A 24,773-nucleotide genomic window follows, 5' to 3' on the forward strand; every position below is an offset into this window, starting at 1 on the left:
GGCATAACCGGATCGGCAACCCGAGAGACAGCTGAAAATGCCGACGGTCGGCCTGTCGATACCAAGAGCTGACATCGCCCATTAACCCAAAAAGCCGTTTTTCTCTATTTCAGGAGGAATGCGATGAGCGTCGAGCCCTCCCCCGGAGCCCGGATCCTCGCACGCGCGTTTCGGATCCGAGATGCGCCGCCTGCGCGAGGCCGCGCAACCGTCCCGGAGCTCCGTCGCCTCACGTCTGGGATGCACACAGACGCAGGTGAGCCGCCTGGAGTCCGCCACCCGCACACCGTCGAGATCCGACGCCGAGCGGCTCGATCTGCTCTTCGGCTCCAACGGCAGCACGCACTTCACGGACCTGCGCCGACACATCGTCGCCCGCCCCAGCGGCCCGGCCTGGTTCATCGGCCGGGCCGAGGAAATATAGCCCGCCGCCCTCGTCCTCCGCTCCTGGGACCCTCTTCTCGTCCCCGGCCTCCTCCAGACGGAGTCCTACGCCCGGCACCTTTTCGCCAAGGAGCCTCGAATGACCCCTGAGGAGGTGGAAGAGCGTGTTCAGGCGCGCATGCGACGTCAGCGAATCCTCGAAAAAAACGACCCTCCCTTGCTTCTGGTTCTCATTGACGCGGGCGTGTTACGCCGTCGGGTAGGTGGTGCAGAGGTGATGCGCGAGCAACTCGACCACTTGCTGAAGATCACCGAGAAGCCTGCCGTTTCCATTCAGATCGTCGACCCGGATTGTCTTCCGGGTTTGGCGGGAGCTTTCATGATCGCCGAGCTTACGGGTGGGCAGCCGGAAACCATCCACGCGGATTCTCCGGCCCAGGGACATGTCACGACTGACTGCGATCTCGTGACTTCCATCAGAAACCGATATGAAGCGATACGACTATGAGCCTATCCTGAGCATGTATCCCTCAAAATGATCGAGGAAGTGAAACGGGAATGGACCTGAGTGCCGCTGTGTGGCGGAAGTCATCGCGTTCCTCGGGTAATGGCGGCCAGTGTGTCGAGGTGGCCGCGAACCTGCCGGGTGTGGTGGCGGTCCGCGACAGCAAGGACCCCCGGGGTCCCAAGCTTCTCTTCACCCCCGCCGAGTGGCGGACCTTCGTCGATGGCGCCAAGATCGGTGAGTTCGACCGGCTGGCCTGACGGGAAGCACGACACGTGGCGTCGTCAAGCGCCGGTCCGGCTTCCACAGGACAGCCGCGGTGACCGACGAGAGGAAGCGACCTCCTTGGCGAAACTGCTCGATGACGAGGCGTTGGAGCGCTCGTCGGTGGTGGCGAACCGGGTGATGAACCGGGAGCGGGGGCTGACCGGTTCCAACGGGTACGGCCGGGAGCTGGGCATCGACGTGCTGGAGGTCCTGCGTGAGCGGATGCGGACCGGACGACGGGTGCGCTGGCTCGACCTGTGTTGCGGTTCGGCCCGCGCTCTCTTCGAGGCCTCCCGACAGCTGGGGGACGAGGCGGAGATCGTCGGTGTCGACCTGGTCGACTTCTTCGCCGGGCCGTCACGCCCGCCGAAACTCCGGCTGGTCACCGCCTCGATCACCGGCTGGGAGCCCGAGGAGCCGTTCGACCTGATCACCTGTGTCCACGGCCTGCACTACGTGGGAGACAAACTCGGTGTCCTGTCCCGGGCCGCCGGCTGGCTGGCCGAGGACGGCCTGCTCGTCGGCAACCTCGACACCCGGAGCGTCCTCGTGGACGACGGCGTACCGGCGGGGCGCCGGTTGGCCTAAGCGCTGCGGGAGGCCGGGCTGGACTACGACCCCCGGCGTCGCCGTATCACCTGCCGAGGCCGGCGCGTCGTCGAGCTGCCCTACCACTACCTCGGCTCCGACGACCGTGCCGGGCCCAACTACACAGGCCAGCCCGCGGTTGACTCCTATTACGTCCAGGGTTCGTGAAACCGGGCTCGGGCGTCATGGCCCGAACGGGTAGCGTCTGATCTTCAGGCAGGCACCGGCCCATGGACCGTGGATGGGATTCACCGTGAAGAAGCTGACCGTCCGGCTCTGGAGGCTGGCCAGTGGCTCGCTTCAGTGGCGCGTCAACTGGCTTCGCCATGCCACGTTCATGGTCGGGGTGACCGGCATAGTGCGGGACCAGGACGGCAACGTCCTCCTGCTGAAGCACCGCTTCTGGCCGGAGGGCAGGCAGTGGGGCCTCCCGACCGGCTACGCGAACAGGTCGGAGACCTTCGAGGACACGGTCTGCCGCGAGGTGCGGGAGGAGACCGGGCTTAAGGTCCACGTCGGAGAGCTGGTCCGCCTGAAGAGCGGCTACCGGTTGCGCCTGGAGGTGGCCTACGAGGCCGAGCTCGTCGGTGGCACGCTCGAAATCGACGATTTCGAGATCCTGGAGGCGAAGTGGTTCGCCCCGGACGACCTGCCGGCAGAGCTCCAGGAGTCACACCGCCTTCTCGTCCGGCGCGAGTACGTCTAGCCTCCTCCACGAAAAGCTCGTCGGGTCGGTTGCGGCGCTCGGTCAGCCAGGTCACCAGTCTCATCTGCCCGCCCGACCTCGGCATGGCCCACAGTTCGACGTGTCGCAGGCCAGGGTTCCAGCGCTCGGAACGGTAGGCCCCAACGGTCCATACGATCTGTTTCTCGCCCACGGCCACGCTTTTGATCTCAAAGCACATACCGCATTCACTCCATTTCGGAGCCGTGGCCAGCACCCGGTGCCGCCGCGTCCGGCGGTCGTACGACACGAACCGGGGGCGCATTTCGAGGGTGACCATGAGGGCCTCGGTCTCGCTCAGCATGGCGAGCGGCTGGACGTCGGGCTCCTTCCCGAACCTGGCGGGCAGGGTGAACATCGCTTCGGGCCACACCTCGGAAGCGGGATCCAGCTCGGGCGGCTTCGGAAGCTTCGCGGGCCGGGACGGTGATGGCGGCGGCGGTTGACGGTCGGCGAAGGGGACCGTACATGCCGAGACCGCACCGAACGTGACAGCGGACAACACCATGAACACGAGCAGTCGAAAAAGCCGCGTGTGATTCACAAGGTGTCAGACGCGTAGGACGTCGTTCGGATTCCTGGTGTCCGCGTCCGGGCGAGGGCCGGACATATCGCCGGGGCCGGACGAGCTCGCACCGGTGTGAGCGCCCCCGCGCTCCCGGTCGACGGCCTCGAACGACGGGCAGCCACGGCAATTTATATCGACATATACATGCGAGCAAACCTTGTTGGGATATTGCTAACTCTGGCCTCGATAATCAGATTAACATCGCCGTGTCGCCTTTCAGGGAAACCATCTGCCATTTACATTCGAACGCGACGCGTCGAGTAGCCGGTGCGAGTGACTCTCGAAAGAGTGTATTTGCTGGCAAGCCGGGCGTGATGGGGAAAGTGTGAACGCGCGGCACGCTGTATTGGACGGCGCGCGAACCGGTACGTGAGAAGTGCGGAAAAAACGAGACGGGAAGCAGGCGTACGAGATTTCTCGGACGCTGGGAAGCCCTGTCGAAATTCCGGCAAGCGCGACATGAATTCGAGAGAGAGCAGCAAGGAGAAGGAAATGCGCCAGGAAACCGAGACCGGATCGCGGTAGGGAGCCAAGCGTGGCAGAGCCAAGCGTGGCACCGTACGGCGGTTGAGCCTCCTCGCGGTGGGGTTCAGCACGGTCCTGCCCCTGATCGCCTCCGCGCCGGCACCGGCCGGGGCCGTCGCGACGTCCCGTGGACCGGCTCCCGGCCCCGTCAACAACTGTGTCGTCGACGTGACCGGAGGGGCGAACAAGCTGGGTACGGAGCGCTGTTTCTCCACGTTCACCGAGGCGATCCGATTCGCCGCCGACGGCGCCATCACCAACGCCCCGGCCACCGCCGTCGAGGGAGTGGACGACCCCGCCCTCGACGCCCTGCTCGGGAGCAGCGAGAAGTCCTCCGGCGCCGAAGCGGCCCCCGCGGCCAACGGGGCCCTGCTGGTGATCGGGATCGAGTATCAGCACATAAATTACGGTGGCGCCTCGTACGCCTTCCGTGGCCCCCGGAGGTGCACCGGCCCGACCACCGACAGCGATTACTCGCTCAATCTTCCGCGGAGCTGGTGGGACCGCATCTCCTCGTCCAAGAACCACGCCAACTGCTACACCAACCACTACGCCTATGCGGGGTTCATCTCCCCGTCGACCGGTTACCTGAACGACCGGGCGGTCATGCCGGTGCTCAGCGGCCGCAATTTCAACGACGACGCGCGATCGATCAGGTGGAGCTGACCCACCGCCCCTTACCGGCCCGAGCGGCGGCCGGAACAAGGCCGCCGCTCGGCTCGGTCGTCCTCCCGGGAAATGTCCTCGCGCGGGGAACACCCGGGACACCGGGAAAGCGCCCCGGACGGCTACTCGACGACGATGGAGTCGACCCGGTCGGGATAGAAGGCGACGTGGTCCTTGATCTCGGCGACGGCCGGGTACGGCGACTCGTAGAACCACACCGCGTCCACCGCCTGCTTCCCGTCCACCGTGACGGTGTAGTAACTCGCGTCGCCCTTGAACGGGCAGTAGGTGGCGGTGTCGGTCCGCTCCAGCAGCGAGCGGTCGACGTCGGCGATCGGGACGTACTGCACCGGCGGGTACGACGCCTCCTGCAGCGTCAGCGCGCGCTGCGAGTCGGCGACCACCTTGCCCCCCACCGAGACGACGACCCGGGCCGGGTTCGCCGTGATCGTGATCGGATGGCTGGGCCCGGGCTGCAGGACGGGCTTGTCGGTCATGGCGGGACCCCCTTTCTGTCATGTCCAGTCTGCCGGACCGGCGTACGCCCGGACCCGGCGCGGTTCCCCTGCCGGCTGCCGGGCGACGCGGGCGGCGTGGTGCCGGTAGGACTCGAACGTGAGAGCCGTCGTACAAGTGACGCGCCGATACGAGAGAAGGGCTCGCCCCCTGGCAGGGGGCGAGCCCTTCGGACGTTCGGGCCGGAGTCGCGAGAGGGCCCGCCCGTCAGAGGGGGGCGGTGGGGTCGGACGGTGCGGGCGGTCCAGCCGATGGTCTCGTTGGTGTGGCGGCCGTCGCCGGTGCCCACGTTGCCCTGGCCGTGGATCTCGTTGAGGCGGATGTGGAACCCGCTGTTGTCGGCGTTGTGGAGCCGGGCGCCGGGGGTGTCGGCGCCGTTGAAGGTCTGCACGGTGGTGTGGAGGATCACCTCCGCCCCCCGTGGGAAAGGCGTGGGGTAGGTGACCCGGGTGAAGGTGCTGATGTCACCGGCCCTCGTGGCGGTGGGAGAGTCGGAGTTCGGGGTCGGTTTGCCAGACTGGATCATGCTCATCTTGGGACCTCCCTGGGGGTGAGTGTCACGAAACGCATACATAGAGTAGTAATTTGATTACTTAGAGTAAATACTTGAGAGATCCTTCCCTGTGAGGCGGCGGGTTCGGGGATGCCCCCCATGAGTTGTGGATCTTGGGGTGCCGTCGAGGAACGCGGCACGCCTCGATGAACGGCTTCGCCTTCCGCGTGCCGGACGGGCTCGGCAGGTGGCGGAGAGACGTGTGGTCCGCCGGTGGGGGGAGTGCGGAGGCGCGGTCCGCTGTGTGGGGGAGCGCGGATAGGCCATGAGGAGGACGCCCGCGACGCCGTCGCCGCCTAGCGTTCCCGTCCCCACCCCGCCCACCCCGGCGCGGGCCGGAACGCAAAGGAAGATCGCATGTCAGTACTCTCCGATCCGATCGGTTTCCGCAGGTTGGTGGCGGGGGCGTGCCTCGTCGTCGCGCCGCTCGTCTACATCGCGGGCATCGCCGCCGACCCGGCGCTCCGGCAGGGGGGTGACACCGTCGGCGTCTACGGGAGGTATCCGGACCAGGTCTCGGTCAGCGCCTCGCTCCTGCACTGGAGCTGGGTGCTGATGGTCCCGGGGATCATCGGGATGATCCACCTCATCCGGCACCGGGGAGTCGTCCTCGGCCACCTCGCCGGTGGTCTCGCGCTGCTCGGTGTCGTGAACTTCTCCGGGCTGATGCTGGGTGACTTCTTCTACTCCCGCCTCGAACGCGCCCTGCCGCCCGCCGAGGGCGCGCGGCTCGCCGACGAGGCGTTCGCCGACCCCGGCGCCACCTTCGGGTTCCAGATCCCGGGCTTCCTCGGGCTGCTGGGCCTGTTCCTGCTCGGGCTGGCCCTGGCCTACGCCCGTCGCGGGCCGTGGTGGGCCTGGTCGGCTCCCTTCGCGATGCTCGCGGGCATTCTCTCCGCACCGGTCTTCCCGGTCGGTACGGTCGCGGGTGGCCTGCTCTACCTGGCCGGTTCCGGCGCGATCGGGCTGTGGATGCTGCGGATGAGCGACGCGGAGTGGGCCGGGCAGGACGGGCAGGACGGGCAGGGGGAGACTCAGCGGATCCCCGCCGGGGCGTCCAGCGGGAAGCGGGCGACCACCCGGTAACCGCCGCCGGGTACGGAACCGGCGGACAGCTCACCGCCGTGCATCGCGGCCCGCTCACGCATCCCGATCAGACCGTGTCCGTCAGAGCCACGTCCGTCGGAGCCGTGTCTTCCGGAGCCATGTCCTTCAGAGCCGTCGCCCGTGCCGTCGTCGGTGATCTCCACGTCCAGCCCGGTCCGGCCGTAGGTGATGACGATGCCGGCCCCGGTGGCGTGGGCGTGCTTCAGCACGTTCGTCAGAGCCTCCTGGATCACGCGGTAGGCCGACAGCCCGAGTCCCGGCGGCAGGGGCCGGGGCTCGCCGACGATCCGGAGGCGGACGTCCAGCCCGGCCTCCCTGACGTGCGTGACCAGCTCGTCCAGCTGGTCCAGGTCCGGCTGGAGGGCGTCGGGGCCGGGACCGGCGGTCCCGCGGAGCATCCCCAGCATGAGCCGGAGCTCCTCGACCGCCTCACGGCCGGCCTGCTCGACCCCGAGCAGCATGTCGCGCTCTCGCGCGTGCTCGTCGCCGAGCCGCATCCGTACCACGCCCGTGTACAGGGTCATGACGCTCACGTTGTGCGAGACGATGTCGTGGAGCTCCCTGGCGATCCTGGTCCGTTCCTCCGCCACCGCCCGCCGGGCCCGCGCCTCACGCTCCACCTCAAGGCGCGTGGCGCGTTCGGCCAGCCGTGACGTCCGGTCGATCTGGCGGCGCAGCAGGATGCCGCTCCCGTACGCCACCCCCATGAAGACGGCGCCGATCATGACTTCGGCGACGTCGTTGCGCTGGAAAGTCTGCAGGAAGACGTACGCCGCCAGCACGCACGCCAGTCCCGCGACCCCGCGGCGGCTCCGCGGTTCCGTGGAGCCGGCCACGGTGTGGACGAGGATGAGTGTCGAGTAGAAGTGCCAGGCGGCGTAGTAGCCGCCACCCGACAGCGCCCGTACGGCCAGGCCGACCGCGATCAGCGCGAGGAGCACGGTCACGGGGAACCGGCGCCGGAGCAGCAGCGTCGTCCCGGCGACGACCGCGCCCGCCGCCATCGGCGCCGGGTCGCCGATCTGGCCGGGCAGGGAACCCTGGCGGCCGAAGGACTCGACGAGCCCGGCGGTTCCCACGGCGAGGGAGAGCAGGACGTCCAGCCAGGTCGGCCGCCAGTCGCGGAGCAGCCTCCTCAGCACGTGCGGCCCCGCCGGCCGGGGCTCACGAACCCGGCCTCGTAGGCGAACGCGACGGCCTGGCTCCGGTCCCGCACGCCGAGCTTCCGCAGCACCCGGGCGACGTAGGTCCTCACGGTCACATCGCCGACACGCAACTCGCTCGCTATCTCAAGATCGGACATGCCCCTGGTCATCAGGCGCAGCACCTCACGCTCACGCTGGGTGAGCGTGGACAGCTCGGGCGGCGGGGGCGGAGGGGGCGGTACGACCGGCTCGCGGCACGCGGCGAACGAGGTGATCACCCGCGTGGTGACCGCAGGGTCGATGAGCGCGTCACCGGACGCCGCCACCCGTACCGCCTCGATCAGCTGCTCCGGTGACGAGGTCTTGAGGAGGAAGCCGTTCACTCCAGCACGCAGCGAGGCGTGCAGGTTCTCGTCGGTGTCGAAGGTGGTCAGCATGACGATCCTGGGCGGGTGCGGATCCCCGAGCAGCCGCCGGGCGGCGCCCACGCCGTCCATCCGCGGCATCGCGATGTCCATCAGCACCACGTCCGGCCGCAGTCGCCGGGCCACGGAGATGGCCTGCAGCCCGTCGCCGGCCTCCCCGACGACCTCGATGCCGGGCGCGGCCTCCGCGACGAACCGCAACCCGGCGCGGATCATGGCCTGGTCGTCCGCGATGACCAGCTTGATCCTCGCGGGGTCGCGCGTCCTGCCGGGCATGCGCAGCACGTTACCGAGCGCCGCCGCCCGCCGACTCCCCTCCGCGGGCGAGACGCGAGCCGGGCCGCCGTCCGCCACGCGGTGGATTCCGGGTCCGCCGCGCGACGGACGGCTCCCGGGACACCCGGGCACGCGTCGTTCACAGGTCACGCGAAAGGCTCCGGTATCCGGCGTCCGGCACCGGCGACAAGGACGAGAGAGCGGTCAGGCCGGGCGCGCGGGTACGGAACCCCGGGGGGCCCGCATCAGATGGACGGCGAGGGCGCTGACCCAGCAGAAGCCGACCGTGATCGAGATCCGCTGGAACAGGCCGCCCACCGCCCCGCACAGGTAGGGGTGACCGGCTCGCGGCGCCTGCCGGGTGTTCTTCGCCGGGGTACGCATCGATCCTTTCTAGCAGGGCATTTCCCGCGTGTCCGGGCGGAGATGCCGGACGCTCATCGGGGCCGTAGTATCCGACGGCCGGACGACCGGGGCGAGGACGGGATGACGGGGATGTGGTGTGAGCTTTGATCTCGGAGTCTGGTTCGGCGCCGAACCGCTCACCGCGCGGGAGGCGCTTCACCGCTATCTCGTCTGGGACGCGAGCGGAGCCGCGCCCGGGGAGCCGCGCCCGGAGGTGGCGGCCTTCTACGAGGAGCTGACGGCGCTCTTCCCGGACCTGACCGCCGACAACTACGGATCCTCGCCATGGTCGGAGCCGCTCACCGTGGGTGAGAACTTCGTCCTGATGAGCGCGGTCTTTCCCCGGGCCGGAGAGGTGTGCCGAGCGGTCCTGGAAATGGTGCGCCGCCACCCCCTGGTCCTCTTCGAGCCGTAGCGGGTCAGCGGGTCAGCGGGTCAGCGGGTCAGCGGGTCAGCGGGCCAACGGGCTAACGGGTCAGCGGCTGACCGCGTCGACGGTGGCGGCCGCGTCGGCCGGGCGCAGCAGGTCCAGGTCGGCGCGGCGGGGGAGGCTCTCCCAGTCGCCGTCGGCGGTGACGGCGAAGGCACCGGCCGCGCAGGCCGTGGCCAGCCGCCGCTCGGAGGTCGCCCCGGCGAGGGTCTCGGCGATCCAGCCCGCGGCGAAGGCGTCCCCGGCGCCCACCGGGTCGAGCTCGACGACCCGGTAGGGCTCCGCGTGCCGTACGGCGCCGTCGGAGAGCTCGATCGCGCCGAGGGCGCCGCGCTTGATGAGGACGTGGCGCGGGCCGACGGCCGACAGGGCCCCGGCCAGGGTGAGCGGGTCGTCACCCTCGACGATCAGCCGGGCCTCGGCCTCGGTCGCGAACAGGACGTCCACGGAGGTCACGATCTCCCGCAGCGCGACGGACGCCTCGGCGGGCGTCCACAGGGCGCGACGGTAGTTGATGTCCATCGACACGATCGCGCCCGCGTCGCGGGCCTCGGCGACCGCGGCCCGCACCGCCTCGGCGGCGGAGGCCGACAGCGCGAGCGTGATACCCGTGACGTGCAGCACGCGCGCCGAGCGGATCAGCGAGACGTCCAGGTCGGAGGGGCGCAGCCGGGATCCGGCGCTCGCCGAGCGGTAGTAGCGCACGTCGACCATCTCGGCCGTGCGCCTGCTCTTGATCATCAGTCCGGTGGGCGCCCCGGGGTCGACCCGCATCCCCCGCACGTCGACGCCCTCACCGGCCAGCGTCGAGCGCAGCAGCTCGCCGAACTCGTCGGCGCCCACCCTGCCGATCCAGGCCGCGCGCCCGCCGAGGCGGGTGACGCCGATGGCCACGTTCGACTCCGCGCCGCCCACGCCGAGCCCGAAGTCGCGGGCGTGCCTGAGCGGGCCGGTGCGCCGCGCGCTGAACAGCGCCATGCTCTCACCGAGCGTTACCAGATCAGTCATGGAAAACGGGTCCTTAGGGAGTCGGCGGGTGGATTTCGTCGATCATCGGGTCGACCCGAGCTTTCTGGAGATGCGCAGGGCCGCCTCGGCCACCAGGGGGCCCAGGTCTCGCACCCGCGCGGCGGTGATCCGGGAGGTGAGGCCCGAGATGGAGATCGCCGAGGTGGCGACGTCGTTGTGGTTGAAGATCGGCGCCGCGACGCAGCGCACCTCGGGCTCGTTCTCCCGGTCGTCGACCGAGTAGCCCCGCTGCCGGATCCGGCCCAGCTCGGCGCGCAGGCGCGCGGCGTCGGTGATGGTGTACCGGGTGACGTGCGGCATCCCGGCGGCCACGATCTCCTCGACGGCCTCCTCCGGCTGCCAGGCGAGGATCGCCTTGCCCACGGCGGTGCGGTAGACGGGGTTGCGGCTGCCGATGCGCGAGGCCATGCGCACGTTGGTCTCGTTCTCGACCTTGTCGATGTAGACCACGTCGGGCGGGTCGTAGACCACGAGGTGGACGGTCTCCCTGGCCTCCGCCATCAGGCGGTGCGACTCCTCGGCGGCGACCGTCCGCAGGTCGAGGGTGGAGAGGTAGGCCTGCCCGAGGCGCAGGGCGCCGCTGCCCAGCCGGTAGGCGCCGCTCCTGCGGTCGCGCTCCAGGAGCCTGGCCTCGATGAGCGGGGCGGTCAGCCGGAGCACCGTGCTCTTGGACAGGCCGAGCGCCTCGGCGAGCCGGGTGAGCGACAGGCCGTGGCCCGCGCCCGCGTGGTCGCGCACGTGCGCGAGAACGGCGAGGGCGCGTCGGAGCGAGGCGGACTGGTTGCGTTCGGGAGCGGGCTCACTCATCGCGGATTCCCATTGTGATCCGGCAATCGAATACCTGGTCAAGGTAGGCGAGTACGCCGCTCCATGGCGACTTTGCAGCACAACGTTCTGCACTGCACAACAAATCGCGTACAGCCGGGCAGGGCGGCGGAGGGTGGGTACCCACCCGGTTCCGTTCTCCGCGATACCGATAATTTTTGCCTGGACCAGGGCAGAACTGTCCCTCGGGGTGGTTGACAGGCCAAAATTGGTCCGTGGTCAGGATCGGATCGGTAGAGATGAGCGATTGCGAGAGCGAGCGACTTCCGCCAGTTCTGGGCCAGCTGTTCGCCGACGAAGCCGACAGGGCCAACGGAGCCGACAGGGCAGACGGGAGCGAGGGCGGCGACGGGACCGGGGAGGGCGCGGGCAGGAGGCTCTCGGTGGAGCTGCCGCCGGGGGACGTGGTGTGGCCCGACCCCGGTTACGCTCAGCTCGCCGTCCGTCGCCGTCCGGCGTTCTGGCTCAGCGAGGTGGCGGTCTCCGGCGAGTACTGGGCCCGGCTGAGGGCCCAGCACGAGCGGTCGGGCCTGTGGCCGGTGCTGCTTGAGGACTCCGTCCAGCCCTGGTCGGCCGGCCAGATCGCCCCGGACACGGCCGGGCAGATCGACAACTACCACGCCGCCGCGTTCATGGCCGAGGTGTGGTCCGACTGGATCGCCAGGGCCAACGCCGACCAGCTGGAGCTGCTCGACCCCTTCGGTCCCGAGTGTCCGGGACCGGCCCCCTCGGGCAGGCTCGCCGCCGATCCCGGCGTGGTCGCCGACTGGTACGCCGGTCTGGTGGCCGAGCGCAGGACCCCGCTCGGGCTCGTCGCGGTCGAGCGCGGGGCCGACGCCCTCGCCGTCATGGGCTGGCAGGGCGCCCTGAACCACAACGAGTGGATGGTCCCGCTCGCGGCCGTCGTGCGGAGCTGGGAGGACAGGTTCGGGGTACGGGTGGTCGGGATGGGCTTCAACACCCTCGACCTCAGCGTCGCCGCGCCCCCGACGACCTCGGAGCACGCCCTGCACGTCGCCGCTGAGCACTGGACGTTCTGCCCCGACAGCATCATCCAGGGGGCGGGGAACCTCATCGACTACGCCGAGCAGATCAAGGGCAGGAACGCCTGGTCGTTCTGGTGGGACTGAACGGGGCGGGGCCCGGCGGGCGTGGTGTCCCGGGACGGGGATCGGCCGGTGTGGGCTCGACCCGCGAGGCGTGATTCCCCCCGTACGGGACCCGTGGGCGCGACGTCCCGGGATGAGGCCCGGAAACGGGGCCGGGGCGGGGTTCCGGAGGCGATCCTCGACATGGGGGAGACATCCGTGCTGGTAGGACGGTTGTTGGCCTGATGGGGCGATCGATGAGGCTTCCTTGAAGGTTGTAGGTAGATCTTCTGGGGTTTTCATGGTGTTTGCTTTGCTTTGTCCGGTTTTGGTGGGTAGTGTCCACAGTTATCGGTAGGCGACCTGCCCTTCACAAGAGGGAGCGGCCGGCCGACGTCGAATCCCGAGGGCCCCTACGGGCTCCGGAGCCGGGGAACCACTTTTCCGGGGTGAATCCGCCGCGACCGCGCGGCGATAGGGCAACTCCACCGCCCGAACCCGTCAGCTAACCCGGTAGACGAGATGGAGAGGAGATCCCCTCATGGATCACCGCGTCACCACGTCGGTGCACCCCGTGTCCGTGCCGACCACCTGACTTTTCTTCCCCCCGACATCCCCCGTCCCCCCGACCCTCTCGCCGCCCCGATCGCGGCAGCTTCCAGATCGTGCTCCGCGTAGCGATTGCCTGAGATTCCGGCTACGCCCCCTTTTCCGACGAGCGCGTCCCCGCCAGTGCACCCCCTTCGGTGTGTCGCACATGGCTGCCCCGTTCCCTCGCGAAAGAGCCTTTTCTCCATGCGCCCCTTCTTTGGTATGCACAAGAACGGCCTGAGCAAGTCCACCTGGCAGAACGACAATCCTCGCGGCAAGCGTCTCGCGGCCGCCGCCCTGGTCGGTGCGAGCGTCCTCGCCTCCGCCGGTGTCGCCCTGGCGCTGCCCGCCACCACCTGCTTCGCCGCCACCGCCGACCCCGAGGTCGGCGTGGCGAAGGCCAGTGCCGAGACCGTCCTCCTCCAGGGCGCGACCACGGCCTCCTACTTCTGGGACGACTCCTCCGGCCGGGCCGGTGACACCGGTCTGCCCGCGAGCGGCAGGCCGATGCAGAAGGGCATGATCGCCAGCCCGAGCTGGCCCCTGCTCACCGAGGGCTACCTCATCTACAAGGGCAAGAAGGCCAAGTTCTTCGTCGGCGACCGCGGTCCCGGCTCGCCCTCGAACCAGGGCATCATGATCGACATCGACGCCAAGACCTTCGCCGACCTGACCGGTGGAACGTTCAACGCCGGCACGCTCGGCGTGGACGGCAACGGCGGCATGGGCCACATCGACATCAAGTACGTGGTCACCAAGTGGGGCGGCGGTACGGGGATCAAGAACCACCCCGTCGCGTTCTCCACCGGCGCCTGGAGCCGCAGGGACAACAGCCCGGCCAAGCCCCCGACGGTCGTCTTCGCCAAGGCCCAGGAACTGGGCATAGGCGTGCAGACCCAGCTGGCGAGCGCCGCGGTGCGGCCGTGGGCCGGCAAGCCCAAGGTCATGGTCGAGCCCGCCTCCCTGCACACCCCGGCGGGCGTGGCCGTCGCCGGCGCCCGCGCCGCCGGGATCGGCGCCGGGAAGAACTGAGCCGGAGGTCGCGCCCCGCCGGAGTTCCCCCGCTCCGACTCTCTTTGGCGGGGCCCCGGCCATGGCCCTCCCGGGGGAGATCCCACCCCGCCGGTGGCCGGCTTTCCCCCGAATGGCATTCTGTCCCGCGTAACCAGCAAGGACGGTAGGAGCGCCATGACTCTGCGGGCCCCGGCGAACGGCATCGAGATCGCCTACGAAACCTTCGGCTTCCCGGGGGCCCGGCCCCTCCTGCTGATCACGGGCCTCGGTTGCCAGATGATCCAGTGGGACGAGAGGTTCTGCGCGCTGCTCGCGGATCGCGGGTACCACGTGGTGCGTTTCGACAACCGCGACAGCGGCGAGAGCACCCACCTGGGCGAGGCGGGGACGCCCGCCCTCGACGGGAGCGGAGAGGTCCCCTACCTGCTGGGCGACATGGCCGACGACTCCGCCGGGCTGCTCGACGCGCTCGGCTGGGACACGGCTCACGTGGTCGGCCTCTCGATGGGCGGGATGATCGCGCAGTCACTCGCGATCCGCCACCCGCACCGGGTGCGCAGCCTCACCTCGATCATGTCCACCCCGAGCCCGGGGGCTGCCCTGCTGACCGACCCCGACGTGCTCATGCCGGCCTTCACGCCCGACCGCGAGAGCGCGATCCGGCGGGCCCTCGACAACTGCGCGGCAGTCGGCTCGCCCGGCTACCCGTTCGACCGGGAGTGGAACGCCGAGATCGCCGGGCTGGGCTACGACCGGTCGTACGACCCGGCGGGCACGGCCAGGCAGGTGGCCGCGATCATGGCCTCCGGCGACCGCGCGCCCCGGCTCAAGGAGCTCGCGGTCCCGGCTCTCGTGCTGCACGGGGAGGACGACCCGCTCGTCCCGCTGCCCGCCGGGATCGCCACGGCCGACGCGATCCCCGGCGCCCGGCTGATCACCTTCCCGGGCATGGGCCACGACCTGCCCGCCGAGCTCTGGCCCGCCTTCGTCGACGCGATCGACGAGCTCACCACCGCCGCCGACTCCGGGCGTTGACCTCCGGCCTTTCAGGTGAAGCTCCGGAACGGCCCGGGGAGGCCCGGGGAGGCCCGGGGAAGCTCGGGGAGGGCTCCGGTGCGGTCCGTGCCTCCCGGGGCGCGGGCCGCACCGGAGGATCACACTTCGAGCTTCTCCTCGATGCCGCGCAGGACGTGCCGCGCGAGCGCGAGGTTGGCCCGGTTCCGGTCGAGAGCCAGGTAGAGGAACAGCCCTTTGCCGCTCCGGCCCGAGATCGGGCGGATGATGTGGTACTGCGTACCGAGCGTGATGAGGATGTCCTCGATGCCGTCCTTGAGGCCGAGCGACTCCATGGTCCGCAGCTTGGCCTTGACGACCTCGGTGTTGCCCGCGGCCGCCACCTGGAGGTCGAGGTCCTTGGACCCGCCGAGCGCGCCCAGCGCCATCCCGCTGTTGTAGTCGACGACGACCGAGCCGATGGCGCCGTCGATCGTCATCATCTCCTTGAGCGAGATGTCCATGTTGCCCATTGCTGTCTCCGATCACTGGGGTATCGATACGCGTGAGCTGACGGCCGCCAGCCTCGCCGCCGTCTTGCGGCCCTCGATCCGGAGCAGCCCGAGGTTGGTACCCGGGCGCGCCAGGACCGTGAGGACGATCTTGGGTCCGGCGGCGTAGAACGCCGCGTAGCCGTTGGTGCCGGAGATCAGCGTCTCCTCGAAGGCGCCCTTGCCGGCCATGCTCGTCATCCGGCGGCTGAGGGCCAGCACGGCGGAGGAGAGCGCGCCGGTCTGCTCGCCGTCCCTCTCCAGGTCGCTCGCTATCGTCAGACCGTCGACGCTGCACGCGATGCTCCCGTTCACGTCGGGTACGCGTTCTCGCAGCGCCGCCATCTCGCGCCGTATCTCCTCGCGCAGTTCCACCGGCATCCTCCTTCCGATCAGCTTCAGCGTCCGCAGCCTTATCGGCATGTGACCGGGCTCAAGTCGCTCAAGTCGCTCAAGTCATGGCCTCCAATGCGTTCCTGAGCCGGATGAGCAGGTTGACGTCGGACGGGTCCCCGTTCGCCCTGGGAAGCCACCCCGACGTCCCGGGAGAGCCCGTACCGGCCGCCGGGATCTCCGTGGCGCCCCTCGTCCGCCTGGGCAGCGGGTCCGGGGCCGCGGGAGCTTCAAGGGCCTCGGGGGCCTCGCGGGCCCCGGGAACCTCGGCCGGACCGGGCCCCGGGACGCGGAGCAGTCCGGACGAGGCGAGCTGCCGTACGGCGAGCAGCACCGAGTACGCGGGACGGCCCAGCTTGCGCGCCAGGTCGGCCGGGGTCGACGTGGAGTCGGCGCCGACCAGCACCTCCCACTGGAGCGAGCTCAGCACCACCCGCTGGGCACTGATGCGCCCCAGCGGGACGACCGGGAGCGTGTCCAGCTCCGCGGACGGCCAGGTCTGTTCCAACTGCGCCTTCCTCCGCTCGCACTCCCGGAGCAGGCCGGTCGCGTCGAAGTACCACTGCGGTCCGAGCCAGTGCCGCTCTCCCCGCCGGAACCTGGGCCGGTGCCCGGTGGCCTGCAGCAGGAAGTACGCGGCGTCGAGCACCGTGCTCAGCACGCAGAACTCCAGCTCCCCCCTGGTGAGCAGGCCCTGCGCGACCAGCCGCTCGCCTCCCGACGGCCGCGGGTCCGGCGGCTGCCGGGTGGCGGCCTGCCTGGCCTGCCGTAGGGCGTGGGCGGATATCCCCCGGCAGGCGCCCAGCAGGTCCTCCAGCCGGGGGGCGGCCGCGCTCTCGGCGTAGGTCACGCGACCGTCGGTGAGGTAGATGACCCCCGCCTTGCCGAGCCGCAGGGAGCCGGTGGCGTGGTCGCCGGCGAGCCCGCTGAGGATGTTCTCGACGGTCGGCACGGTCTCACGTCGAGATCAGGCGGCCGGAAAGGGCCTGGAGGCGGTGGCGGGCGAGTGCCAGGTTCGAGCGTTCGGGATCGAGCCTGACGTAAATGACCAGGGGACCGTCGAAAGGCGTTTCCAGCGGCCGCAGTAAATGGTGGCCGCCGTCCGTGGTGACGATCATGTCGTTGATCCGGACCGTACCGCCGGGGGAGGCGAAGGCGAGCCCGTCGAGCGTCGCGCGCAGGGTCTCGCTCAGCCCCGCGGCCGACCTCTCCACGTCGGCGTGGCGGCTCGCACCGCCGGTGGCCACCGCGGTCCCGCTGGTCTGATCGATGAGGATCGCGTCCAGGGCGCCGGGGATGGCCATCACCTCGGTGAGACAGTCTTCGATTCCGAGCACGTGCTCTCCCTCGCTGGCGACTTCAGGCGTCGCCCGGTCAGCGTAGGGAAACCACTCGGAGACCAACCTCCCTGACTAGGGCTTTGATAGGAGAAGGCATACGATTCCCCAACCGAGTGGGAAGTTATACACCCCGGGTGGAAATCAACCCGTTGGTTCGTCGGCGATGAGTGCCTTTTCGTCCGGCTTGAAAACAAGAATGTTCTTCACATAGGAATTCACCGCGGCGGGCAGCCCGACGTCGTTCCCGGCCTCCTCCGACATGTACCAGCGGTGGTCGAGCACCTCGTGGAAGAACTGGGCGGGCTCCAGCTTGCCCCGCAGCTCCTGGGGCACGGCCAGCACCGTGGGCTGGAAGACCTCGGCCAGCCAGCGGTGGGCCACGATCGCCTCGTCCTCGTGACGCAGGCCGTGCGACACGCGGAAGGAGTCGAGGTCGTTGAGGAGGCGCCTGGCCTGGTTCTCCTCCACGTCCAGGCCGGTCAGCCGCAGCAGCCTGCGCTGGTGGTGCCCGGCGTCGACGACCTTGGGCCGGACGATCAGCCGCCCGGTGCCCGCCTTGCGGCGGACCATCATCTCCGCGACGTCGAACCCCAGGGAGTTCAGCCGGCGGATCCGCTGGTCGATCATGTGCCAGTCGACCTCGTCGATGATCTCGTCGGAGGTGAGCTCGCCCCAGAGGCGGTGGTAGCGGCGGACGACCGAGTCGGCGACCTGCTCGGGGTCGATGGAGGGGTGCAGCAGCTCGCCCGCCTCCAGGTCGAGCATCTCGCCGAAGATGTTGGTGTGCGCGACGTCGATGTCGTACAGCCGCTGGCCCTCGCTGAGCATGGGGTGCAGCTCGCCGGTCTCGGCGTCGACCAGGTAGGCGGCGAAGGAGCCCGCGTCCCTGCGGAACAGGACGTTCGACAGCGAGCAGTCGCCCCAGTAGAAGCCGCTGATGTGCAGCCGTACGAACAGCACGGCCAGGGCGTCGAGCAGCCGGTTGAGCGTCTCGGGCCGGACCGTCCCGGACATGACCGCGCGGTAGGGCAGGGAGAACTGCAGGTGCTGGGTGACGAGCGCCGAGTCGAGCGGCTCGCCGTCCGCGCCGGTCCGCCCGGTGACCACGGCCACCGGTTCGACGGACGGGGTGTCCATCCGGCTCAGGTCCCACAGCAGGCGGTACTCGCGCTTGGCGTAGTACTCGCTGATCTCCTTGATCGCGTACACCTTGCCCGACAGGCGGGCGAAGCGCACCACGTGCCGGGAGATGCCGCGCGGCAGGGAGACCAGCCGGTGCTCGGGCCACTGCTCCAGCGGGACGTCCCAGGGCAGGCGGATGAGGTCCGGGTCGCTCGGGGCGCCGGTGAGCTGGAGGGGCATGCGGTCAGTCCTCGCGGCGGGGGAAGGCGGGCGGGTCGAAGGCGCGCCGGACCACGTCGGCGAGTTGCTCCTCGGTGAGCACGCGGGGCTCGCCGACGCTCCTGGCCCGTACGTAGACCTCGCAGAGCCACTCCAGCAGCCGGGTCGCCTCGAAGGCCCCGTCCAGGTCGTCGCCGATCGTGACCCCGCCGTGGTTGGCCAGCAGCGCGGCCCGCCGGTCCTTGAGGGCGGCCCTGACGGAGGCGGCGAGCTCGGGGGTGCCGTAGGTGGCGTACTCGGCGACCCTGACGGCCCCGCCGAGCAGCAGGACGTTGTAGTGGATCGGCGGCAGCTCGCTCATGGTCGTGGCGACCACGGTGCCGAAGACGGAGTGGGTGTGCACGACGGCGCCCGCGCCGGTGGTCGTATAGACCGCCAGGTGCATGGGAGTCTCCGAGGACGGCCGCAGGTCGCCCTCGACGAGATACCCCTCGATGTCGACGACCGGGCAGGCCTCGGGCTCCAGCCGGTCGAGGGAGACGCCGCTGGGCGTCACGGCGACCAGATCGCCCGCGCGCACGCTGAGATTTCCCGCGGTTCCGACGACCAGTCCGGTCGCGGCGGCCCGGTGGCCGTACTCACACAGCAGTCGGCGCTGCTCGGCCAGCAACATGTTCCCAAAAGTAGGGGGTTGCGATACCAGGCGGCAAACCCCCATTATCTGGTCTAGACCGGTTGTCACCCCATGATGGCCGGAGAACACGGTTCCTTTACCTTCCCATCGACCGCACGTCAACGGTTTGCCGGGAAATATTGGCTACTGTGTGCCGTTCTGTCATTGGATTGCACTTCCCTGGCGTTTGGTTTCTACCGGATATGTCGCGAGGACATCACGGCTCGGTCTAGACCGGCTACGAGCCCTTGACGGTGGACTCCGGGGGTACGTACCTTCGGGCAAACGTTTAGGAAACTTTCCTAATTGATCCCCCGTCCAGGAGGGTTACATGTCCAAATCGGCTGGTACGCCCGGAGATATCACTCGGCGGCAGATGCTCCGCCGGATCGGCATGACCGCTCTGGTCGCCGGTCCCGGCGCCGGGCTGCTCACCGCCTGCGCCACCGGCGGCGGCGCGGCCCCCGCCGCCCCGGCCTCCGCGGCCCCCTCCGCGGGCGGCGCGGTCTCCGCGAAGAACCCGTTCGGCGTCGCCGCCGACGCGCCTCTTGAGGTCGTCATCTTCAAGGGCGGCCTCGGGGACAGCTACGCGACCGAGGTCCACGAGCCGCTGTACAAGAAGGCGTTCCCGCAGGCCCAGGTCAAGCACGTCGCCACCCAGCAGATCGCGCAGACCCTGCAGCCGCGGTTCGCCGGCGGCGACGTCCCCGACATGATCGCCAACTCCGGCACCGACCTGATGGACAACGGCGCCCTGCAGCAGGAGGGCCAGCTCCTGGAGCTCACCGAGCTGTGGGACGCCCCCTCGATCGACGACCCGAGCAAGAAGGTGCGCGACATGGTCGCGCCGGGCACCGTCGAGTCGGGCCTCATCAGCGGCAAGCCGTACCTGATGAACTACGTCTTCTCCGCGTACGGCCTCTGGTACGACTCCGCGCTGTTCGAGAAGAACGGCTGGACCCCGCCGAAGACCTTCGACGAGTTCAAGGCCTTCGCGGAGAAGGCCAAGGCCGCCGGGATCACCCCCTTCGCGTACGCGGGCAAGAACGCCTCCTACTACGCGTACTGGATGATCCTCATCTCCGCCGCGAAGATCGAGGGCAACCAGATCCTCGTCGACGTCGACAACCTCGTCGACGGTGTCTGGCAGCGCGACGCCATGAAGCAGTCCGCCGCCGCCTGGGCCGAGATCGCCAAGTACATGGACAAGTCCTTCGAGGGCCTGATCCACACCGAGGTGCAGCTCCGCCAGAACCAGGGCAAGGTCGCGCTGTACCCCTCCGGCTCCTGGCTGGAGAACGAGCAGAAGGCCCAGACCCCGGACACCTTCAAGTACGCGCTGACGCCCACCCCCAGCGTCACCGCGGCCGACAAGCTGCCGTTCGAGGCCATCCGCGCCGCCGCCGGCGAGGCCTACATCGTCCCCGCCAAGGCCAAGAACCCCAAGGGCGGCCTGGAGTACCTGCGCATCATGCTCTCCAAGGAGGGCGCGAGGGGCTTCACCGAGAAGTCGGGCAACATCACCGTCGTGACCGGTGCCGCCGACGGCCTGGAGCTGTCGCCCGGCAACGCGAGCCTCAGCGCCGCGCAGACCGCCGCCGGCCAGAACATCGTCACCTTCAGCAGCTTCGAGAACTGGTACAAGGAGTTCGAGACCGAGCTGCGCAAGCAGACCAACGCGCTCATGTTCGGCCGCATCTCCGCCGACGAGTTCTGCGAGAAGATGCAGAAGGCCGCCGACAAGACCAAGGCCGACTCGTCCATCACCAAGCAGAACCGGACGGTGTAGCTCCCGATGCGGCAGGGCAAGTATCCGTTCATCGTCGGCTTCCTGGCCGCGCCGGTCCTTCTCTACGTGGTCTTCGTGATCAGCCCGTACATACAGGCTTTCTACATCTCGATGACCAACTGGAAGGGCATCTCGGCGAACCCCCAGTTCATCGGCCTGGAGAACTTCACCAGGCTCTTTGACGACGAGGTCTTCTGGGCCGCGGTGCGGCACCACGGTGTTCTGTTGCTTGTCATGCCGCTGGTCACGATCGTGATCGCCCTGTTCTTCGCCTTCCTGCTCAACCTGAGCGGCGGGCAGCGGGGCGGCCAGATGACCGGGATCTGGGGCTCGAAGGTCTATCGTGTGATCTTCTTCCTGCCCCAGGTCCTGGCCGTGGCCATCGTCGGCGTGCTCTTCCAGGCGATCTACCGCCCGGACGGCACCGGCGTGATCAACGGCCTGCTCGGCAAGATCGGCGTCGACCCGGTCGGCTGGCTCATCGACCCGGACATCGCGCTGCTCTCGATCATCGCGGTGATGGTCTGGCAGGCCGTCGGCTTCTACGTGGTCCTGTTCTCCGCGGGCATGTCCTCCATCCCCAAGGACGTGTTCGAGGCCGCCGCGCTGGACGGCGCGGGCCGGTTCACCCTGTTCTTCAGGATCACGATCCCGCTGCTGTGGGACACCATGCAGGTCGCCTGGGTCTATCTCGGCATCGCCGCCTTCGACGCCTTCGCCCTGGTCCAGGTCCTCTCGGTCGACCGGGGCGGGCCGGACAACTCCACGACGGTGCTGCCGATGGAGATCTGGCGCACGGCGTTCAACTTCTCCAAGTTCGGTTACGCGTCTGCGATGGGCGTGGCGCTGTTCTTCATGACCATCACGTTCGCCGCCCTCACCCTTCGCGTGACCCGGCGCGAGAGGATCGAGTTCTGATGGCCACGGACACGGCGCGCAAGCCCGACGCCACCCGCCCCGCCGCCCCCGCGCCCGTCAGACGCCGCGCGAGGAACCCGCTCGGGATCTTCGGCGCGCTGTCCCACGTCGCGCTGCTGGTCTGGGCGATCCTGATCGTCGGCCCGATCGTCTGGACGTTCCTGTCGTCGTTCAAGACCAACACCGAGATCTTCGGGGACGCCATCACCCTCCCGGCCACCTTCGGCTGGGACGCCTGGGGCCGGGCCTGGGAGAAGGCCCACATCGGCCAGTACATGCTGAACACCGTCTTCGTGGTGGCGTGCAGCACGGCGGGCACCATGCTCCTGGGCTCGATGGCCGCGTACGTGCTGGCGCGCTACACCTTCCCCGGCAACAGGCTCGTCTACTTCCTGTTCGTGTCGGGCATGACCTTCCCGGTCTTCCTCGCGCTGGTCCCGCTGTTCTTCGTGGTGAAGAACCTGGGCCTGATCGACACCCACCTCGGCCTGATCCTGGTCTACATCGCCTACTCGCTGCCGTTCACCGTCTTCTTCCTGTCTGCGTTCTTCAAGACGCTACCCACCTCGGTGGCAGAGGCGGCGATGATGGACGGCTGCTCGCACACCCGGACGTTCTTCCAGGTCATGATGCCGATGGCCAAGCCGGGCCTGATCAGCATCACGATCTTCAACATCCTGGGTCAGTGGAACCAGTATCTTCTGCCGATCGTGCTGCTCTCCGGCAACGTCGAGGACAAATGGGTGATCACCCAGGGCGTCGCCAACATCTCCACCAGCGCCGGGTACGAGGCCGACTGGCCGGGGCTGTTCGCCGCGCTGAGCATGGCCATCATCCCGGTGATGATCATTTACATCATCTTCCAGCGCCAGATCCAGTCGGGTCTCACCTCCGGCGCCGTCAAATGACCGGATCTGGTCAGATTAAGCGCTCCGGCGAGTAATCCCGGGAGTGTCGTCGGGAGTCGTTCATATTCGGAACGACTCCTGTCCCCTCCCCACGGAGAACCCGGCACATGGCCCACCTCGACCCCGACTTCCCCTTCCCCTTCTTCGGCGCGGGGGAGGCGAGCTACTACATGTGGGCCGAGGTGCACGTACGCTTCGCCCGGCAGCCCAGCACCTCCCAGCGCGCGGTCATCGTCGACACCGTCCCGGTGCCCCTGCGCGGGGCGCTCGACTGGTGCGAGGGCCGCCAGCTGATGGTGGCAAGCGGCCTGTTCCTGCACGGCACGGTGGTCCGCTCCTACCCGGCCGCCCCCGGCGAGTCCGACCGCATCGGCGACGACGGCTGGCTGTACGCCGCCCCCTCCCGCATCGCCGCCCTCAACGCCGACATCGAGAGCTGGCTGCTCCGCATCCACCGGGAGTGCCCGGTCCTGGCCGCCTACCGCGCCGAGGACCCCGACAGCGGCGGCACCCGCCTGTCGGACTGGCACGAATGGAGCCTCGCCCGGCTGCCCGGCCTGCTGCCCGAGCTGGAGCCCCTCCTCGACCAGGCCAGCCACGCCACGTCCATGGCCCAGGGCATCATGGCGATGGCCCGGCGCGCCGGAAGCCTGCCCAGGCTTGGCGTCTTCGCCGGAGACATGATCTCCTGGGAGGATGAACCTGCTTGACGACTCCGCGGTGGACGATCGGCTGACCGGCCTGCCCGGGTGGCGGCGCGAGGGCGACGAGATCCGCCGCACGATCGACGCCACCGACTTCCCGACCGCGATCCGCATCGTCGACGAGATCGCGGTCGAGGCCGAGAAGCTCGACCACCACCCCGACATCGACATCCGCTGGCGTACCCTCCACCTGGCGCTCAGCACGCACAGCGCGGGGGGCCTGACGGAGCTCGACTTCACCCTCGCCGCCCGCATCGACGAGATAGCCTCGGCCAACGCCTGAACCGCTCCTCGGCCGACCATGACCGACCTGAGACACGACGGACCGCGGGAGCCCGGCCGGACGCCGCCCGCGCCCGTCACGGAGTCCGGCCGGACGTCTCCCTCACCTCTCGCGGAGTTCGACCGGGCTCGGCCTGAGCCCCTCACGGAGTTCGACCGGATGCCGTCCTCGCTCCTCGTGGAGTTCGGCCGGATGCCGTCCTCGCTCCTCGTGGAGTTCGGCCGGACGCCGCCCTCGCCCCTCGTGGAGCTCGACGACCCCCGGCTCGCCCGCGCGGGCGTACGCGTGATCCTGAAGCGCGACGACCTGATCCACCCCCTCCTGCCGGGCAACAAGTGGCGCAAGCTCAAGTACAACCTGGCGCGGGCCGCCGAGCTGGGCCACGAGACCCTGCTGACCTTCGGCGGCGCCTACTCCAACCACGTGCGGGCCGTCGCCGCGGCCGGGGCCCGCTTCGGGTTCCGGACCGTCGGCGTCATCCGGGGCGAGCAGCACCTGCCGCTCAACGACGTCCTGGCCTTCGCCGCGGGCTCGGGGATGCGGCTGGTCTACATGGACCGCACCACCTACCGGGCCAAGGACACCGCGCCCGTCGTCGAGGCGCTCCGCCGGCGGTTCGGCCGGTTCTACCTGCTGCCCGAGGGCGGCAGCAACGAGCGGGCCGTCCACGGCTGCGCCGAACTCCCCGGGGAGATCGACGTGCCGTTCGACGTCGTGTGCTGCCCCGTCGGCACCGGAGGCACGCTCGCGGGCATCGCCGCCGGGCTGGCCGCCGGGCGGCGGGCCCTGGGCTTCTCCGTCCTGCGGGGAGCGCGGTTCCTGGCCGACGACGTCGCCAGGCTCCAGACGGCCGCCTACGGCGAGGTGTCGGCCAACTGGACGATCGACCACGACTTCCACGCCGGGGGCTACGCCAGGCGCGCTCCCGAACTGGACGCGTTCGCCGACGACTTCGCCCACCGGCACAAGATGTCGCTCGACCGGATCTACGTGGCGAAGATGATGTGGGGCGTCCTCACCCTCGCGGAACGCGGGGCCTTTCCCGTGAACACCACGGTCGTCGCCGTCGTGACGGGCCCGATGGAGGCGGCTCCGCCGTGACGGGCCTGGCGAGGACGGTCCGCCCCGCGTCGTGATCTCCGCCTCTCCGCGCGGACGCCTCCCGGACACCGCGCGGTACCCGCAGGGTCCCCGTCGCCGATCTCCGGGACGGCGTGGCCGGGAGCGGCCAATACCCAGCGTGGTCATA

Annotated in this window: 28 protein-coding genes, 2 pseudogenes and 1 riboswitch; of the genes and pseudogenes, 17 read left to right on the forward strand and 13 right to left on the reverse strand. The window is 69.4% G+C overall.

The genetic code is table 11. From position 1 onward, the window contains the following. Window positions 1–178: 178 nt before the first annotated feature. From ACSC1Q_RS13255 to ACSC1Q_RS13280, 6 genes and pseudogenes are all read left to right on the forward strand, one after another. Window positions 179–424, forward strand: a pseudogene (locus ACSC1Q_RS13255) (helix-turn-helix domain-containing protein); the annotation flags it as partial. 15 nt (window positions 425–439) lie between these two features. Then, window positions 440–892: pseudogene (locus ACSC1Q_RS13260) on the forward strand (DUF5753 domain-containing protein); the annotation flags it as partial. A gap of 50 nt (window positions 893–942) precedes the next feature. Next, window positions 943–1,149, forward strand: a complete 207-nt coding sequence (locus ACSC1Q_RS13265; protein WP_436758981.1) for a DUF397 domain-containing protein — start codon at window positions 943–945, stop codon at window positions 1,147–1,149. An 85-nt stretch (window positions 1,150–1,234) separates the two neighbouring features. Then, window positions 1,235–1,744: a class I SAM-dependent methyltransferase gene (locus tag ACSC1Q_RS13270; protein ID WP_436758982.1), complete on the forward strand. Its 510-nt coding sequence runs from the start codon at window positions 1,235–1,237 to the stop codon at window positions 1,742–1,744. Window positions 1,745–1,985: 241 nt separating this feature from the next. Continuing rightward, window positions 1,986–2,450, forward strand: coding sequence for an NUDIX domain-containing protein (locus ACSC1Q_RS13275; RefSeq protein WP_436758983.1), 465 nt, complete (start codon window positions 1,986–1,988; stop codon window positions 2,448–2,450). A gap of 1,153 nt (window positions 2,451–3,603) precedes the next feature. Next, window positions 3,604–4,227: a hypothetical protein gene (locus tag ACSC1Q_RS13280; RefSeq protein ID WP_436758984.1), complete on the forward strand. Its 624-nt coding sequence runs from the start codon at window positions 3,604–3,606 to the stop codon at window positions 4,225–4,227. A 122-nt stretch (window positions 4,228–4,349) separates the two neighbouring features. On the opposite strand, the gene ACSC1Q_RS13285 is transcribed toward ACSC1Q_RS13280, so the two are convergent. Then, window positions 4,350–4,724 (reverse strand): DUF427 domain-containing protein, encoded by a 375-nt coding sequence (locus ACSC1Q_RS13285; RefSeq protein ID WP_436758985.1) that lies wholly within the window; start codon window positions 4,722–4,724, stop codon window positions 4,350–4,352. Then, window positions 4,721–5,275: a hypothetical protein gene (locus ACSC1Q_RS13290; protein WP_436758986.1), complete on the reverse strand. Its 555-nt coding sequence runs from the start codon at window positions 5,273–5,275 to the stop codon at window positions 4,721–4,723. The genes ACSC1Q_RS13285 and ACSC1Q_RS13290 overlap by 4 nt, the downstream gene beginning before the upstream one ends. A 378-nt stretch (window positions 5,276–5,653) precedes the next feature. Between ACSC1Q_RS13290 and ACSC1Q_RS13295 the strand changes: the two genes are divergently transcribed. Continuing rightward, window positions 5,654–6,382: a hypothetical protein gene (locus ACSC1Q_RS13295; RefSeq protein WP_436758987.1), complete on the forward strand. Its 729-nt coding sequence runs from the start codon at window positions 5,654–5,656 to the stop codon at window positions 6,380–6,382. Here the strand turns inward: ACSC1Q_RS13295 and ACSC1Q_RS13300 are convergent. The 3 genes from ACSC1Q_RS13300 to ACSC1Q_RS13310 all read right to left on the reverse strand — a co-directional run bounded on the left by ACSC1Q_RS13300 (window position 6,331) and on the right by ACSC1Q_RS13310 (window position 8,633). Then, window positions 6,331–7,545: a sensor histidine kinase gene (locus tag ACSC1Q_RS13300; protein ID WP_436758988.1), complete on the reverse strand. Its 1,215-nt coding sequence runs from the start codon at window positions 7,543–7,545 to the stop codon at window positions 6,331–6,333. The two genes, ACSC1Q_RS13295 and ACSC1Q_RS13300, sit on opposite strands and share 52 nt — an antisense overlap. Then, window positions 7,539–8,249 carry a response regulator gene (locus ACSC1Q_RS13305; RefSeq protein WP_436758989.1) on the reverse strand — a complete coding sequence of 237 codons (711 nt, stop codon included), beginning with the start codon at window positions 8,247–8,249 and terminating at the stop codon, window positions 7,539–7,541. Before ACSC1Q_RS13305 ends, ACSC1Q_RS13300 begins: the two co-directional genes overlap by 7 nt. 204 nt (window positions 8,250–8,453) lie before the next feature. After that, a complete protein-coding gene (locus tag ACSC1Q_RS13310; protein WP_436758990.1) occupies window positions 8,454–8,633 on the reverse strand; it encodes a hypothetical protein in 180 nt (59 codons plus the stop codon). A gap of 118 nt (window positions 8,634–8,751) precedes the next feature. Between ACSC1Q_RS13310 and ACSC1Q_RS13315 the strand changes: the two genes are divergently transcribed. Then, window positions 8,752–9,069 carry a hypothetical protein gene (locus tag ACSC1Q_RS13315; protein ID WP_436758991.1) on the forward strand — a complete coding sequence of 106 codons (318 nt, stop codon included), beginning with the start codon at window positions 8,752–8,754 and terminating at the stop codon, window positions 9,067–9,069. A 60-nt stretch (window positions 9,070–9,129) separates the two neighbouring features. Here ACSC1Q_RS13315 and ACSC1Q_RS13320 read toward each other — a convergent pair whose 3' ends face one another. Both ACSC1Q_RS13320 and ACSC1Q_RS13325 read right to left on the reverse strand, forming a co-directional pair. Further along, window positions 9,130–10,092, reverse strand: coding sequence for a sugar kinase (locus ACSC1Q_RS13320; protein WP_436758992.1), 963 nt, complete (start codon window positions 10,090–10,092; stop codon window positions 9,130–9,132). Between the two features lie 42 nt (window positions 10,093–10,134). Continuing rightward, the gene (locus ACSC1Q_RS13325) at window positions 10,135–10,920 is read right to left on the reverse strand and encodes an IclR family transcriptional regulator (protein WP_436758993.1); all 786 of its coding nucleotides are present in this window, start codon (window positions 10,918–10,920) and stop codon (window positions 10,135–10,137) included. A 257-nt stretch (window positions 10,921–11,177) separates the two neighbouring features. On the opposite strand from ACSC1Q_RS13325, the gene ACSC1Q_RS13330 reads away from it, so the two are divergent. The 3 genes from ACSC1Q_RS13330 to ACSC1Q_RS13340 all read left to right on the forward strand — a co-directional run bounded on the left by ACSC1Q_RS13330 (window position 11,178) and on the right by ACSC1Q_RS13340 (window position 14,666). Next, window positions 11,178–12,068, forward strand: a complete 891-nt coding sequence (locus tag ACSC1Q_RS13330) for a DUF4253 domain-containing protein (protein ID WP_436758994.1) — start codon at window positions 11,178–11,180, stop codon at window positions 12,066–12,068. Between the two features lie 342 nt (window positions 12,069–12,410). After that, window positions 12,411–12,561, forward strand: a riboswitch (cyclic di-AMP (ydaO/yuaA leader). Window positions 12,562–12,821: 260 nt separating this feature from the next. Beyond that, window positions 12,822–13,649, forward strand: coding sequence for a hypothetical protein (locus tag ACSC1Q_RS13335; protein ID WP_436758995.1), 828 nt, complete (start codon window positions 12,822–12,824; stop codon window positions 13,647–13,649). Between the two features lie 156 nt (window positions 13,650–13,805). Further along, window positions 13,806–14,666, forward strand: a complete 861-nt coding sequence (locus tag ACSC1Q_RS13340) for an alpha/beta fold hydrolase (RefSeq protein WP_436758996.1) — start codon at window positions 13,806–13,808, stop codon at window positions 14,664–14,666. A 119-nt stretch (window positions 14,667–14,785) separates the two neighbouring features. Here the strand turns inward: ACSC1Q_RS13340 and ACSC1Q_RS13345 are convergent, their stop codons facing one another. The 6 genes from ACSC1Q_RS13345 to ACSC1Q_RS13370 all read right to left on the reverse strand — a co-directional run bounded on the left by ACSC1Q_RS13345 (window position 14,786) and on the right by ACSC1Q_RS13370 (window position 18,922). Beyond that, on the reverse strand, window positions 14,786–15,157 hold the full coding sequence (locus ACSC1Q_RS13345; protein ID WP_436758997.1) for a hypothetical protein: 372 nt from the start codon (window positions 15,155–15,157) through the stop codon (window positions 14,786–14,788). Window positions 15,158–15,169: 12 nt separating this feature from the next. Beyond that, the gene (locus ACSC1Q_RS13350) at window positions 15,170–15,550 is read right to left on the reverse strand and encodes a roadblock/LC7 domain-containing protein (protein ID WP_436758998.1); all 381 of its coding nucleotides are present in this window, start codon (window positions 15,548–15,550) and stop codon (window positions 15,170–15,172) included. Between the two features lie 76 nt (window positions 15,551–15,626). After that, entirely contained in the window at window positions 15,627–16,520 is an 894-nt protein-coding gene (locus ACSC1Q_RS13355) for a hypothetical protein (protein WP_436758999.1), read from the reverse strand. Between the two features lie 4 nt (window positions 16,521–16,524). After that, on the reverse strand, window positions 16,525–16,905 hold the full coding sequence (locus tag ACSC1Q_RS13360) for a roadblock/LC7 domain-containing protein (RefSeq protein WP_436759000.1): 381 nt from the start codon (window positions 16,903–16,905) through the stop codon (window positions 16,525–16,527). A 144-nt stretch (window positions 16,906–17,049) separates the two neighbouring features. Further along, complete coding sequence (locus ACSC1Q_RS13365) at window positions 17,050–18,270, reverse strand: DUF4032 domain-containing protein (protein ID WP_436759001.1); 1,221 nt, start codon at window positions 18,268–18,270, stop codon at window positions 17,050–17,052. Between the two features lie 4 nt (window positions 18,271–18,274). After that, complete coding sequence (locus ACSC1Q_RS13370) at window positions 18,275–18,922, reverse strand: class II aldolase/adducin family protein (protein WP_436759002.1); 648 nt, start codon at window positions 18,920–18,922, stop codon at window positions 18,275–18,277. 394 nt (window positions 18,923–19,316) lie between these two features. Here ACSC1Q_RS13370 and ngcE point away from each other — a divergent pair, with 394 nt between their 5' ends. The 6 genes from ngcE (at window position 19,317) to ACSC1Q_RS13400 (ending at window position 24,625) form a co-directional block, all read left to right on the forward strand. Continuing rightward, entirely contained in the window at window positions 19,317–20,711 is a 1,395-nt protein-coding gene (ngcE, locus tag ACSC1Q_RS13375; protein ID WP_436759003.1) for an N-acetylglucosamine/diacetylchitobiose ABC transporter substrate-binding protein, read from the forward strand. A 6-nt stretch (window positions 20,712–20,717) separates the two neighbouring features. Further along, the gene (locus ACSC1Q_RS13380) at window positions 20,718–21,629 is read left to right on the forward strand and encodes a carbohydrate ABC transporter permease (RefSeq protein WP_436759004.1); all 912 of its coding nucleotides are present in this window, start codon (window positions 20,718–20,720) and stop codon (window positions 21,627–21,629) included. Further along, complete coding sequence (locus ACSC1Q_RS13385) at window positions 21,629–22,537, forward strand: carbohydrate ABC transporter permease (protein ID WP_436759005.1); 909 nt, start codon at window positions 21,629–21,631, stop codon at window positions 22,535–22,537. The genes ACSC1Q_RS13380 and ACSC1Q_RS13385 overlap by 1 nt, the downstream gene beginning before the upstream one ends. A 107-nt stretch (window positions 22,538–22,644) precedes the next feature. Continuing rightward, a complete protein-coding gene (locus ACSC1Q_RS13390) occupies window positions 22,645–23,247 on the forward strand; it encodes a hypothetical protein (protein ID WP_436759006.1) in 603 nt (200 codons plus the stop codon). Beyond that, window positions 23,234–23,524: a 4a-hydroxytetrahydrobiopterin dehydratase gene (locus tag ACSC1Q_RS13395; protein WP_436759007.1), complete on the forward strand. Its 291-nt coding sequence runs from the start codon at window positions 23,234–23,236 to the stop codon at window positions 23,522–23,524. Before ACSC1Q_RS13390 ends, ACSC1Q_RS13395 begins: the two co-directional genes overlap by 14 nt. Window positions 23,525–23,683: 159 nt before the next feature. Then, a complete protein-coding gene (locus tag ACSC1Q_RS13400; protein ID WP_436759008.1) occupies window positions 23,684–24,625 on the forward strand; it encodes a 1-aminocyclopropane-1-carboxylate deaminase/D-cysteine desulfhydrase in 942 nt (313 codons plus the stop codon). Window positions 24,626–24,773 lie beyond the last annotated feature (148 nt).

The organism is Streptosporangium heterodermiicola (assembly GCF_051390675.1).
Classification (GTDB): Bacteria; Actinomycetota; Actinomycetes; order Streptosporangiales; family Streptosporangiaceae; genus Streptosporangium.